This window comes from Escherichia sp. E4736, assembly GCF_005781225.1.
Taxonomy (GTDB): domain Bacteria; phylum Pseudomonadota; class Gammaproteobacteria; order Enterobacterales; family Enterobacteriaceae; genus Escherichia.
In genome coordinates this window covers 36,777-50,963 of the sequence record NZ_VATT01000033.1, presented here as the reverse complement: position 1 = coordinate 50,963, position 14,187 = coordinate 36,777, and the positions used below count along the sequence as shown (strand labels likewise).

The 14,187-nt window shown below is 48.0% G+C and carries 7 protein-coding genes; 3 read left to right on the top strand and 4 right to left on the bottom strand.

Translation table 11 applies throughout. The features are described from left to right. The 3 genes from FEK46_RS18620 to FEK46_RS18610 all read left to right on the top strand — a co-directional run. Positions 1-1,141: autotransporter outer membrane beta-barrel domain-containing protein (locus FEK46_RS18620; RefSeq protein ID WP_138194793.1), on the top strand; the 1,141-nt coding region annotated here is incomplete at its 5' end. A gap of 818 nt (positions 1,142-1,959) precedes the next feature. Then, positions 1,960-4,575, top strand: a complete 2,616-nt coding sequence (locus FEK46_RS18615; protein WP_167852928.1) for an autotransporter outer membrane beta-barrel domain-containing protein — start codon at positions 1,960-1,962, stop codon at positions 4,573-4,575. A gap of 133 nt (positions 4,576-4,708) precedes the next feature. After that, positions 4,709-5,341, top strand: a complete 633-nt coding sequence (locus FEK46_RS18610) for a LysE family transporter (RefSeq protein ID WP_130218317.1) — start codon at positions 4,709-4,711, stop codon at positions 5,339-5,341. Positions 5,342-5,653: 312 nt separating this feature from the next. Here FEK46_RS18610 and zorD read toward each other — a convergent pair whose 3' ends face one another. Genes zorD through zorA1 form a run of 4 tightly spaced genes read right to left on the bottom strand, consistent with a single transcriptional unit; the run spans position 5,654 to position 13,981 of the window. Continuing rightward, positions 5,654-8,893 (bottom strand): type I Zorya anti-phage system protein ZorD, encoded by a 3,240-nt coding sequence (gene zorD, locus FEK46_RS18605; RefSeq protein WP_130209802.1) that lies wholly within the window; start codon positions 8,891-8,893, stop codon positions 5,654-5,656. Continuing rightward, a complete protein-coding gene (zorC, locus tag FEK46_RS18600; RefSeq protein WP_135560040.1) occupies positions 8,893-10,680 on the bottom strand; it encodes a type I Zorya anti-phage system protein ZorC in 1,788 nt (595 codons plus the stop codon). Before zorC ends, zorD begins: the two co-directional genes overlap by 1 nt. Continuing rightward, positions 10,677-11,414, bottom strand: a complete 738-nt coding sequence (gene zorB1 / locus FEK46_RS18595) for a type I Zorya anti-phage system protein ZorB1 (RefSeq protein WP_130209798.1) — start codon at positions 11,412-11,414, stop codon at positions 10,677-10,679. Before zorB1 ends, zorC begins: the two co-directional genes overlap by 4 nt. An 11-nt stretch (positions 11,415-11,425) precedes the next feature. Then, a complete protein-coding gene (gene zorA1, locus FEK46_RS18590; RefSeq protein WP_135560041.1) occupies positions 11,426-13,981 on the bottom strand; it encodes a type I Zorya anti-phage system protein ZorA1 in 2,556 nt (851 codons plus the stop codon). Positions 13,982-14,187: the final 206 nt, after the last annotated feature.

Below are 14,187 nucleotides of genomic sequence, written 5' to 3'. Positions count from 1 at the left end.
AACCAGTGAAATTCCCGCAGGGCCGTATACCCCACCGGAATTGCCCGTCATCCCGGAACCCGATCCTGAGCCACCTGTAACACCTGAGCCCCCTGTAACACCAGAACCGCCTGTGACACCGGAGCCGCCTGTTACGCCATCTGTTCCACAACCAGAACGAAAACATCTGTATCGCCCGGAAATTGGTAGCTATCTGGCCAATATTCAGGCGGCAAATACGCTGTTTAATACCCGACTACATGACCGTCTGGGGGAAACACAATACACCGACCTGCTCACCGGCGAGCAGAAAGCGACCAGTTTGTGGATGCGTAACATTGGCGGGCATAACCGCTTTAAAGACCGTTCGGATGAACTGAATACCCAGAGCAACCGTTATGTTCTGCAACTTGGCGGCGATCTTGCACAATGGAGCAGTAACGCACTCGATCGCTGGCATCTCGGCCTGATGGCTGGCTATGCCAACAGCAAGAGTCACACGCATTCCAGCCTGACCGGGTACAACTCGCGTGGGCAAATCCACGGCTACAGCGTGGGTATGTATGGCACCTGGTACGCTAACGAAGCAGACAAAACCGGAACTTATGTTGACAGCTGGTTGCTCTATAACTGGTTTGATAACACCGTCTCCGGCGAGTATCTGCCCAGTGAAAAGTATCACTCTGACGGCATCACCGCCGCCATTGAAGCAGGTTATACCTTCCGTCTTGGTGAAAGCGCAGATGCGCGTACCAGCTACTGGTTGCAGCCAAAAATGCAACTGACGTGGATGGATGTGAAGGCAGACAACCATACGGAAGACAATGGCACGCTGGTTGAGGACAGCACCGAAGGCAACCTGCAAACGCGTCTGGGGGTGAAAGCGTATCTGCAAGGCCATAACCACATCGATGATAATAAAGACCGTTCCTTCCAGCCTTTCGTGGAAGCCAACTGGATTTATAACTCACGCAATTACAGCGTGAAGATGGATGGCATCAGCGATGCAATTACTGGCACGCGTAATATTGGCGAGTTAAAAATGGGGGTAGAAGGTCAGCTTACCCCGCGTCTGCAACTGTGGGGCAATGTCGCCCAGCAGTTGGGCGACAATGGTTACAGTGATACCCAGGGAATGCTGGGCATGAAATATCTCTTTTAATGCCACTTTGCCACCTGTCACGTACAGGTGGCACTCTTTTTCGAACCCTGGTCTTTATGATTCGCTCGCATTCAGTCATTTTTACTATAAATATGATGAAGTTAATTCAGCTTATTTATGGGTGAAATCACTATAGTTCCTTTACACACCGTGTATGAACACCTGCGTTGTGCAAGTTATTTTTCATCTGTGTAACGGAAGTTAGTTGCATTCATATATCCGACCTCTCTTACGCTACCGTCGTACCCGGCCATGATGTGTGATTAGGCTAATACCCTGAAGCTAATAGCCATCATTCTGGGTTGATTAATAAGTGGTTCAGCGTTCAGGAAAAAACCACAGGAAAAGAGAATATATTTGTATTTTTCTTAATGCGCGCTAAACTCGCCCTGCGGTTTAATAACTCTTGCCACAATTATCGATAGCGCTTATTAAATATTTTTCACAAAAATCTGAAATATCCAATCCACCCACAACTCAATGCAAAACTCACACAAACCCTGCTATTTTTCCGAACAAAAGAAAAGCTAAAACATATAAATATGATTTCTATAGATTTTCTTTATTTCATTTACGGAAACCTTCAGATAATTCATTATTATTTTATTTAAGGACAATAAGAAAATGCATTGACATCACTTACAAACCACAAACGCATAAAAAAACAATGAACACCAAGCACTTGAAAAAGATTCTAACTGGCGACATTACAGATATTATCATATAACTTGTATACATATACCTTACAAGGCTTCAGGAAGAAAATAGTGCAATAAAACACATCTCGCTATTTATATTTAAGGATGAAAGTGAGTGATATGAAGTTAACAAAACATGCTTTATCAGCCCTGGCTATAGCCATTTCAACAATATTATACACACCAGTATCTCTGGCCGTTAACCTTCCCGAAAATCATAATACCAGAGTTGTCGTCAATAATAATGAAGAATTAAAACTCATTGCCTCAGAGGGTTACAATCCCAAATGGGGGCAATTTGGTTTTTTGATTGTTGGCGAAAACTCTAATGGCTACACTCTCCTTGATAATATGCCAATTATTACCAGATACTCTACCATAGGTAATAATGCTGAAGGTTCCATCACTTTATTAAACCATACCAACTGGCAGCTTAATGTCATGATGGAGCTGGGTGTAAGGGATGGTTCCGGTACCGTATATGTGTTAGAAGGCAGTAAGATAAGTGGCCTGCAGGAACTAAGGATTGGTGATGCCAAAGGGATGATGTTTATTGATGGCGAAAACTCGTCAGTTACATCTAAAAATACTACTGTTGGCAATCTGGGGACAGGTAGCCTACATATTACGAATGGCGGAACACTCACATCCTTAGCTCAACTCAATATAGGATATGCTTATCCAGCCAATGGGATATCAGAAAATTTCACTAGTTATGGAGATGTTCTGGTTGACGGTAAAAATTCAATCTTGAATGCCCAATCTATTTCTCTTGGCGGATTTAGCCCTGATGTTCCGGTTACGACTACCGGCATCCTCACTGTTAGCAACAATGCAACCATTAATTCAAATTCGTCTATCCTGGTGACCGTTGCCCCTGGCGCAACAGGCATTATAAATATTGGTGGTGCGCAAGGTGAGGCTGAACAGCCTGCTGGTTCGATTAATACGCCATTTATTCATTTGGGAGCCGTAGATCCTTCCTCCACGTCGATAGTAAACTTTAATCACTCCAGTACCGATTTTCTGCTGGCCTCCGATATTCAGGGGAACGGCCAGATTAATCAAGTTGGCTCAGGAACGACAACATTATCTGGTTCCAATAGCTATGCTGGTGATACCAATATAACCAAAGGCAGTCTACGCGCAGGTAAAGAAAATACCTTCAGCTCCAACTCCGATTATATTGTCGACAGTGAAGGCCATCTCGATTTAAACACTTATTCGCAAACATTAAATACTCTGGCGCTGGCTGGAACAACAACGTTGTCTTCGTATGAACAGGGTCACGAGTTCACGCCGACCACACTGACCATTAACGGCAACTACACCGCCGATGATGGCCTGTTAGTCATGCATACTGTATTAGGCGATGATAATTCCGTAACGGATAAACTCATCATAAAAGGTGATACTTCCGGTAGCACCCGCATTATGGTCAACAATGCGGGCGGCCTGGGCGCGGAAACCCTGGAAGGGATAAAAATTGTCGAGGTTGACGGCCTGTCAGAGGGCGTTTTCAGTAAAGAGGGACGTATTGTTGCCGGTCCTTATGATTACAACGTGACAAAAAGCGACAACCAGAACTGGTTTTTAACCAGTGAAATTCCCGCAGGGCCGTATATCCCTCCGGTACTGCCCGTCATCCCGGAACCCGATCCAGAGCCACCTGTAACACCTGAGCCCCCTGTAACACCAGAACCGCCTGTGACACCGGAGCCACCTGTTACGCCATCTGTTCCACAACCAGAACGAAAACATCAGTATCGCCCGGAAATTGGTAGCTATCTGGCCAATATTCAGGCGGCAAATACGCTGTTTAATACCCGGCTGCATGACCGTCTGGGGGAAACACAATACACCGACCTGCTCACTGGCGAGCAGAAAGTAACCAGTTTGTGGATGCGTAACATTGGCGGGCATAACCGCTTTAAAGATCGTTCGGATGAACTGAATACCCAGAGCAACCGTTATGTTCTGCAACTGGGCGGCGATCTTGCGCAATGGAGCAGTAACGCACTCGATCGCTGGCATCTCGGCCTGATGGCTGGCTATGCCAACAGCAAGAGTCACACGCATTCCAGCCTGACCGGGTACAGCTCACGTGGGCAAATCCACGGCTACAGTGTGGGCGTGTATGGCACCTGGTACGCTAACGAAGCAGACAAAACAGGGATTTATGTTGACAGCTGGTTGCTCTATAACTGGTTTGATAACAGCGTCTCCGGCGAGTATCTGCCCAGTGAGAAATATCACTCTGACGGTATCACTGCTGCCGTTGAAGCGGGTTACACCTTCCGTCTCGGTGAAAGCGCTGATGCCCGCACCAGCTACTGGTTGCAGCCCAAAATGCAACTGACGTGGATGGATGTGAAGGCAGACAATCATACGGAAGACAATGGCACGCTGGTTGAGGACAGCACCGAAGGCAACCTGCAAACACGTCTGGGGGTGAAAGCGTATCTGCAAGGTCATCATGCTATTGATGATCATAAAGAGCGTTCTTTCCAGCCTTTCGTGGAAGCCAACTGGATTTATAACTCACGCAATTACAGCGTGAAAATGGATGGCATCAGCGATGCAATTACTGGCACGCGTAATATTGGCGAGTTAAAAATGGGGGTAGAAGGTCAGCTTACCCCGCGTCTGCAACTGTGGGGCAACGTCGCCCAGCAGTTGGGTGACAATGGTTACAGCGATACCCAGGGAATGCTGGGCATGAAATATCTCTTCTGATACCCCTTTGCCACCTGTCACAGTACGGGTGGCACTCTCTTAGATCGACAACCTTTGTGATCGCGCTCGCATTCAGTCATTTTTACTATAAATATGATGAAGTTAATTCAGCTTATTTATGGGTGAAATCACTATGGACCCTTTGCACGCCGTTTACCTGACCGTCGGATTGTTCGTCATCACCTTTTTTAATCCGGGGGCAAATCTCTTTGTCGTGGTACAAACCAGCCTGGCCTCAGGCCGTCGTGCAGGTGTACTCACCGGGCTTGGCGTGGCGCTTGGCGATGCCATCTATTCCGGGTTGGGATTGTTTGGGATGGCGACGCTCATTACCCAGTGTGAAGAGATTTTCTCACTCATTAAAATCGTCGGCGGCGCTTATCTTTTATGGTTTGCCTGGAACAGTATGCGCCGACAATCAACACCACAGATGAGCGCATTACAGCAGCCGCTTAATGCTCCCTGGTATGTATTTTTCCGCCGTGGACTCATTACCGATCTCTCTAATCCACAAACAGTTTTATTTTTTATCAGTATCTTCTCAGTGACGTTAAGCGCAGAAACGCCGACCTGGGCGCGGTTTATGGCCTGGGCGGGGATTGTGCTCGCATCTATTATCTGGCGTGTATTTCTTAGTCAGGCGTTTTCTTTACCCGCCGTGCGTCGTGCATACGGGCGTATGCAGCGCGTTGCCAGTCGGGTTATTGGTGCGATTATTGGTGTCTTTGCGCTACGGCTGATTTATGAAGGAGTGACACATCGGTGAGCTGATAATTGTAACCAACCCAATTGAGAAATTGGACCGCCATCGAGGCCTCGAACCCCGTACCATACAACAATCCTGGTTGTCGTCTGCTCTTCCTGATGAGCTAATGGCGGTTTTTTGATACGAACCTTACAGCATATTTCCTGTCAGGCCCTAGTGCGATGCATAAGATACAGAAACTGCCCTACGCGAACATGACGGAATTATGATTTTTTTCATATGAATGTCAACTCGTACATTCACAAAATATCTTTGTTGTTCATTAATAAAGCAATAGCAAATCCCTGTCGATTTACTCGCCCATGGCATTCCCTACGCCAGGGGAGTACCCGCCAGCACTGCTTCAAAATCTGCGGCGGTCAGATCGGTTGCCCCTTTGAGCATATCTCTCGCCAATGCCCGGCGTCGGTTCAGTAATTCATCCAGCGTTTCTTCAAAAGTCATTAACTGAGTATCACGCACCGTCGGATAATAGACGTAAACATCTTTCTGCTGCCCGATACGGTATGCCCGATCGGTCGCCTGATCTTCCTTCGCCGGATTCCAGCAACGGGTAAAGTGGATGACATGATTTGCTTTCTGGACATTGACGCCAAACCCAACCGCGATGGTGGATAAAATAATGATGTTAAAACCGGGCGTTGATTGAAATGCATCGATCAGACTCTGACGATTTTGATCGCTGCCAGATTTGGTGCTGGTATCACCATTAATAATAAAAGGCTTAAAGCCAAAATGCTGCACAATCAGATGTTGCAGTTCTCGTTGAATATCGCGCAGTTCCGTAAAAATAATCACTTTGTCATCAGATGACTGGCGAATGGCGTTTAATGTCTCCAGCAGCCATTTTACTTTCGGAGCATCGTTCCGTAAGCGCAAATCTGCACTTACGGAATAAGGCCATGCGCAAATAAGTTTCAGGCGATGCAGTAACCCCAGCATACCTGAGCCTCGTTGATCCAGCCCTTCGCTGATCTCCTGTTGGTTTCGCCAGCTTGCAACCGAGTGGGTATAGAGCTCCCGTTGCAATGGCAGCATATTCAACTGTTTACAGCGTTGATCTTCAATCTTTTCCGGCAGGTCTTTCGCCACTTCTTCTTTGGTGCGGCGCAGCGTCTGCGGTTCAATTAATTTACGTAGCGATTCGAGGACAGCATTATCATTCTGTTGCTCAATTGGGCGTAAATAATCTTTACCAAAATTGTTTAAAGCCCCCAACAACCCCGGTTGAACGAAGTCAAATAAACACCACAGATCAACAAGGGTATTTTCGACCGGAGTTCCGGTACATGCGACTTTAAATTGTGCCTGAATGGCTTTTGCCGATTGGGTAATTAATGCCGCCGGATTTTTAATTTTCTGCGCTTCGTCGCACACCATTATGGACCAGGGCTGGCGAGCCAGGGAAAATTCCTGATCGCGTAACGTCTCATAGGTGGTAAGAACAATATGCGCGTCCCCCACCCAGTCACTTTGTAGTAAGTTCTTAATCCCCTTACTTTTAAGCGCCTGGGGGATGCTCTCTTTCGCGCATTTCTTAGCCTTAAGTTCATTACCGTAGAGTTTTAAAATCGACACCTGCTCGCGCAGGAAGAAATTCCCAACCTCGCGCTCCCAGTTATCGAGTAGCGACACCGGAGCAACAATCAGCGAAGGAGGCGCATCCGGGAAACGTTCACGATGCCAGATGAGAAAAGTTAGAATCTGTAAGGTTTTACCCAGCCCCATATCGTCTGCGAGTAAACATCCCGCCGTCTCTATTGGCGACTTTAGATACAACTGCTGGAGCCACGCTACCCCTTTACGCTGGTGTTCACGTAGCTGAATGGACGTTTTGAGGATCATCGGCAGTTCGACTTCTGCCTGATGTGCGCCGAGCAAGGAATCCCGCCGTTGTTTAACATACAGCGCCTGCTCGATATTTTGTTCTATCAGCAGAACGGCACGACTGACCGGTTCACTACTTACGCCATCATTTATTTCACCGTCGATTTTCTTTTTCCATTTATCGTGGAAAATTTCTGCTTCTTCACGGGGCAAAAGGTTGTCGTTCCAGGGCATGGCGACTTCCGGCGCATCCGTGGCTTTTGCCTCTTCCAGCCGCTCTTCCAGTTCCTGAAAATGTTGATGATTATCGAGATCCCAGCCAGAGAACATGGCCTCGCACATCTCTTGCGCAAGGTTCTCCGGAAGCCATTTTTCACTTTCACTTTTGACCAGATAAGGCGAACTTATTTTTTCAAATTCACCGATCCCGATAACCCGGTCGCTGTATTTGTTCAGATCGAGGACGTGGGTAAAATTCATTCCCGCCGCCTGGTGCTGCCAGTTTTCAAGCAACGCCTGATAACCTTGCAGTTCTTCCTGGCTGAATCTGGAAAGCTCCAGATCGTAACCCTGCCAGACTCCGGCGGGCAGTTGTGCCGCTAACTTTTGCTCCAATTCAGAGAGCAACGCCGCCAGTTCACCTGGACGTTTAAAGATATAGGTTTCATCCGCCACAGATTGCTCAGTTCTGGGGCTGAGAAGAAGCGTTACCGCCGCAATTTGCCTGTTTTCATCAATCTGCGGCTCCAGACGGAAATCATAAAAGTAGATCCCGGCGTCCTGCAAATTCTGCTCATAAACGTCAGGATCGAGCACCTGGCTCGCCTCTTCACCAATCCAGGTGTAGGGGTTGCGAACAAATGAGAGCGCATCATCCCCCGCCACGCGACGTCCCGTAATAGCGTGCACGGAGGTCAAGACGTCTTTGACTTCAGGGGAAAGAATGACATGGTTTAAGACACCGTCGTCCCCTAAAACACGGTAACGATCCTGTACCTGTTGCGTACGGTCAAAACTCTGTAACCAGTTGGCAGGCTGCTCATCAAAAACAGGTTCAATTTCCAGTACCGGAGTATCCACCACCAGCGATTTTCGCAGTTTTAACTGCAACGATTCCGGCCTGATGACGATCGTTTTCGCGAGATAGTCATCCAGTTTTGCCCCTGCTTTTTTGGCCTGCCGCCGTATTTTGGCCCAACGGGTTTGGTTGACCGTTTCGCCCGGCGTCTGTCGCTGCTGCAATCTGAGTTGGTGTAGTGCGTCCAGAAGCTGCCAGTTCTCTTCACTTAACACAAAGGTGCCTTCCGCAGAGGAAAAGCTGGCTCCTGTGCTGGTTATCTCAACGGGGCGATAGTCATCAGGTAGGGTCCATTTATCAATGAAAACGCGAAAAGTGTCATCGCTAATGCTTCCTGTTGCAGCAAGATGAGCCGTCAGATTGCGCTGTGGGGGGAAAGCAAAAATCGCCAGACTGCTGGCATAGTCGTCATTTTTCCGGATGTGATAAAAATCATCCCAGCTAAGAAACCAGCAATCAGACCAGTGTGAAACATAATCTTCCTCATGAAGCTGTTCCAGGCATGAGGCGACAGGCCAGTTATCTTCGCTATCGGCAAGACTAAAGGGGAAAGCAAACCCCTCTTCTTTCATTACATACAGCGGCACAAATGAAGCAGGTAGTGAAGTATTCTCTTTAATAAATTTACCCAACAATTTTTTAAACACTATTTGCTCCAGTAAGTAAATTTACCCAGCACAGGTTTAAACCCAAGGCTGAGTAATTTTTGCGCCGCTTCATGGTCTGGTTCATTGAAATGAATATGGATTGCGCCCCCAAGCCCTCGTTTATCCATCACTTTGCAATCGACCGAACGAATAATCTCCCGGATTTGTTGTTCCCGGTCGGGGAGACCTTTTTTGGCTTTTAACGAGGAGGCGATGATTTTGATTTGCTCTTCCCGGTCTGACTTTACATCACTGACTTCACGTTCAGGTAACGATGCAGGCACTGACCGACTCATGGTCTTTGAGGCATTGAAACGGGAGATATCCAAAGTGACAGAAGACTGATTTATATCTTCCGCAACGTAATCAATACCCAGCTTACGAAGTTCTTCGTCATATCGGCTCATCCACCCCTCAATTCGGTTGAGTGAGTAGAGAAATACCGGCGATAAATGCGGTAAACGCAACCGGACTTTACGGCGGTTATTCCGCTTATCTTTCAGATCATAATCAATATCAAGAATGCCGGTTTCCGGATTAAAGGGCGCATTCCCCATATGGTAGGCATACATTGCCCCCACTTTCGAAAATTCGACAAACAGATAATCACCAATGCGCATAATCATGGCGTTGTTATCGCGTGAACCAGAACCTTGCAGGCGGCTTAATCGCCCTGCGTTTTTCGCCCTGAATTCAACATAATCGACATCTTTGGATCGCAGCGCATCTTCGCCCAGCACAATGCGCGTATAGCTCATTTGGTTGGCAAAACGTAGCCAGTAGAACAGGCGCGCATGGTCAACATCCCGATTACCTTTCAGCAATTCAAAGAACAGTTTCAGATCGTCTTTGGCGAACCAGCCTTGCACCATCAGTAATACGGGATTTTCAACGTGAACCTGCCAGCTTTTATTACGACTGGTTAACTGCGGATTTCCCCAATATTCCAGGGCCAATTGCTTGAGTTCGAAATGTGTTTGATGTTTAAAAGCCGACTGATAATAACGGGTCAGAGTGGCTGCCAGAATATTATCTTTAAACCACGTAAGCTGGCGGCTCAAGGCGATAATAGAATGAATTTTCTGCTGAAAATCATCGTCAGTCAGGCAAAAAATCTCATTGACCAGGTGGTTAACAATTTTGCGCCATAACCAGCTGGTTTGCGGAATTTGTGCGACTTTCTCCAGCACCGAAATATCCGTGATATCTCCACGCCCAAGCTGTTGTCCGAGAAGAAAACCTGCATTATCGGTAAAAATATCGCTATAGGTGTCAATGACCGACATCCAGGACATCTGACGCGGCGCACTCTCTTTTAGCTGTTGAAACCCGCGAGCAATCTGCGTGCGTAGCTGAAGCCACTGCGGATTCTTTTCCGGTGTATCGCTGGAATGACCAAAGTAGCTGGTACATAACGCCAGCCATTCGCGGCGTGTTAACCGCTGCTGCGCAATTTTTTGTTCAATTTCAGCGATAATCCTCGCGAAGTTTTTTGCATCATCAATCAATGCAATTTCAAACAGATCGCCTTCAGCCACGTCATTAAGACCAAAAAAAATCATCTTCCACTCGAAGGGCTTTGGCGTATCCCCCGCACGCAGCCGGGCAATGGCCTGTCGGCGTTTCTCCAGAGGGGGAACCATCTGCACCGCGCGAGCATCTACCTTCCTCTCTAGTTGCGCGATAACGCGCTGAAGATAGTGAAAAGCATGACTTACCGTCGGCTGCAAGTTCTGCTCCCGATAGGGCAGCAAACGGGTTTTCAGTTTTTCAATAGCGCAAGTCATTGCATGGCTCCCAACTGACAGGTTTCCTGACTAATGCCAGGAACAACATCCATGCTTTCGTCGTGCTTTTTGTCTTTCAGACCAAAGAATTGCATCCGCAGTTCTACGCGACGGCTGGCTTCTTTGCTCTCTTTCGCATTGTTAAACGAAACCCCACCCGCCAGAAATAATTTGCGGATCTGAACCTGTTGTTCCGAGGTTATTTTTTGCTGTAGCGCGCTTCTACTATCCAGCAGACTGCACATCACCCATTCCGAGCGTTGCAACGAAAGGTGCAGGTTATAGAGATAAGAACCGTCAGTATCCGTAAAACCTTCTATAACAATTTGCTTAAACCATTTTTTGCCTTCATCGCTATTTGCCGCTTCCAGCACTAACGGCACCACATCCTGTAGCGCCTGTAATCCTTCGGCGTTAAGCGCAAAGCGATTGTGCTCAAAACGCCCTGCTTCACCAAAGCTGATACGGTTGTCATGGCAGTCAACCTGAATCGTCTTGTTGAGATTCTTTGCCTGAAGCTCAAGTTTTTCACACAGGCGAGCAATATCATGCCCGCGCGATTTCTCCCCCGCTTCCGCCTGCTGGATCCGCTGCGTAACAGAGCTAAGTGACGCCACCATCACCACCAGAAACAGCACCATCATGGCGGTCATCAGGTCTGCATAGGAGATCCAGAAGGGTTTTTCCGCTTCATCGCTGCGCCGTTGCCTGCCATTAAATACCCGGTTAAACATCAGCCTGTTCCTTACGCGCGACGATGACGGAGTACTGTTTCCAGCGTATCCACGCTTTCACCAATAATCTCAACCGAAGAACTTAAGGCTCCCGCGGCTTTAGTCAGCTGCGTATCCATCTCCTGCAGTGAACGATTCAGGCCGTTTTCCACCCCGGTCGTAAAGGATTCAAAACTGGTTCCCATCACCTCGGCAATGTTATGCAGGAACTCCTGAGCCTCACGGTTATATTGTTGCAGGCGTTCCGAATACGCTTTCAGATCATCAACAAAACGGCTGCGGGATGATTGTTCATCATGGCTACGGTTAATCAGCGTTTCGAGTGCCGTTATGGCATTCGCCACGACTTCACGGGTATTACGATAATCGGCAATCAATGCCCCCAACTCCGCGCTGGCACTGGAAAGCGTGCGTCCCGCCTGTTGCGTGCCATTGAGCACCTCAGCAGTTAACTGATTAGCCTCAGCAACACGATCGCCCGCAGCTTCAAAGCGGTCGGCAGCCACGCGCATTTTATCGGCTCCTGTTTGTATCTCTTCCAGATGGCGCGTGGTGTTTTGCGCCATCTGTTGCAGCAGATCGCCAGAAGCAGATTGCTGTTCACGCAGCATCTGCATCAGCGACTCAACCTGACTTTCAAGCTGACCAATGATTCGCTGCGCTTCCTGTTGTAACGCACTCTGCGCCGATTGCTGTTGCTGACTGAGCGACTTCTGACCTTCTTCCAGTTGCCCAAACAGGTTGCCAAGTTGGCTACCCAGGTGATCGATACCGCTGGTCATTTTCTCTCGCAGGGCATCCTGACCGGAATGCATGGTTTGCTGTAACGACGCCATAAACTGTTGTTGTTGCTCAGCCGCCGCCTGCTCACGCGCTTCGCTACGTGCCAGAAGCTGCTGAGTTTCTTCATGCAGCACGCGTTGCCCCTGTTCCTGAGTCTGGCTCATCTGTTTTTGCCCAGACTCCAGTTGGCTGAATACACCCGCCAGGTTTTGCGTCAGCGTTTCGACACCTTTGCTCATATTGCCTATCAGCAAATTTTGCGCCTGGTTTTGCTGCTGATTAAGTTGCTGCTGACCATTTTCCAGTTGTGCAAAGAGCGTCGCCATATGGCTGCCAAGCGTATCCACGGAAGCCGCCATTTTCTCCATGGTTTCATTTTGCCCGTGCTGAACACTGGACTGGATAGCCTCAATAAACGCGCGCATCTGTTCCGCCATCGCTTTTTCACGCGCTTCGCTGTCGGCAAAGATTTTTTCCAGTTGTTGCGCCATCCGTTCGCCCGCGCCCTCACCTTCTGCGCCAATACGGGCAACGGATTCCTGCAAGCTGCGCAGCATCTCATTCATCCCAGCCTGCATCTCCTGCTGACCGCTTTTCATTTCGCTTAACAGTTGAGAGATCAGTTGCGCGCTGCCCTGACGTGAGTCATCCCCGGCCTGACGCATATCCTGCAACAACGTTGAGAAGCCGCTTTGCATAGACTGAATGGCTTCCACAGAACGCCCCATCATCTCCTGCATGGTGGTGAATTGCTGACCAAAGGTGTTATCCATTTTGCTCATAAAGGCGGTCAGGACGTTCTCCAGCATCGACTGCACACGATGGCTCTGATCGCCGGAGGCGGTTTGCACCACACCAGCAATTTTATCCAGCGGATTTTTCAGACTGGTTTCGATAGCACCACTGACCTGTTCAGCAAACTGTTGGCCTGACTCGCGGTATGTTGTTGATAATGTCTCTGCCAGCTTTTGATTTTCCCGCACATGGCTATCCACCAGGTTTTGCAGCATTTCACGCAGGTCAGTGACCAGACCATCCTTAAGTTGCCGCGCATGGGTGGTGTTTTCTTTAGTACTGGAAAGAAGTTGCGAAAGGTAATCTTCACCGACGCCGCCCTCAAAAAGCTGGTCAATGCTGGCGGTAAGAAGTTCCAGGTTTTTATAGCATTGCGCCAGTCGCCACTTTTCAAACATGGTGACCAGAATGGAGAACGTAATAGCAAACGCCGAACCTAAGAACGCATACAGAACGTCGCGTAAAAGGTTAGCGACGCTGGCGCTGACCTGCTCTGGCGTGCTGGGGTCAAAATGGTGCAAACCAATCATCAGTCCCGAAAAGGTGCCGATGATCCCAATTCCGGTCAGGATGCCAGGGAGATGTTTAAACGCTTCCGTATAGAGAGGAATTTCGACTAATAACGGTTCCGTAAACCATGCTGACGACGGAGCCGTTGAGCGGATGGCGCTAACTTTTTTTTGCCCGCTGTTTTCGTCAAACTCAAACTGACGATGTAGAGACTCTTTAAATTCGCGCCAGGGATGCGCAAAAAATTTATCAGAGAATAACGCGTCTAATTTTTCGAGTTGTTGTGCCGGTTTTTCATTGCCAAGTTGCCGAATTGCTTTCGCTTTTTGTTTAAAGCGCGCTGAAACCCTAAATGAAGGAATAGCGTAACGGACAATGAAACCCAACAACAAAACCCCAACCACAATAGCGACATAAATCGGCACATTTTCTGGATTAACAGAGGTTAACGTGTCGAGGAACGAAGTCAGCGAAAACATCTAAATACCTTGAGTGAAGGAAAAGAAATTTGCAGGGCAGAACATCACCAGCAAGGAAAAAAAAATCGCCCGCTCATTATAGGAAAAGTCTCGATTTTTACATCAATAAAACGTTATATATCTCACAAAAACATTGATCACACGCATACGTAAGAAATTTAAACTGCTTGGTGAAAATAATTCACAGAATTTATGCTTTATGGCAC

What these genes read in the sequence shown, in the direction of transcription:
- FEK46_RS18615 (WP_167852928.1), top strand. Translation starts at nt 1,960, where the DNA reads ATGAAGTTAACAAAACATGCTTTATCAGCCCTGGCTATAGCCATTTCA.
- FEK46_RS18610 (WP_130218317.1), top strand. Translation starts at nt 4,709, where the DNA reads ATGGACCCTTTGCACGCCGTTTACCTGACCGTCGGATTGTTCGTCATC.
- zorC (WP_135560040.1), bottom strand. Translation starts at nt 10,680, where the DNA reads ATGACTTGCGCTATTGAAAAACTGAAAACCCGTTTGCTGCCCTATCGG.
- zorB1 (WP_130209798.1), bottom strand. Translation starts at nt 11,414, where the DNA reads ATGTTTAACCGGGTATTTAATGGCAGGCAACGGCGCAGCGATGAAGCG.
- zorA1 (WP_135560041.1), bottom strand. Translation starts at nt 13,981, where the DNA reads ATGTTTTCGCTGACTTCGTTCCTCGACACGTTAACCTCTGTTAATCCA.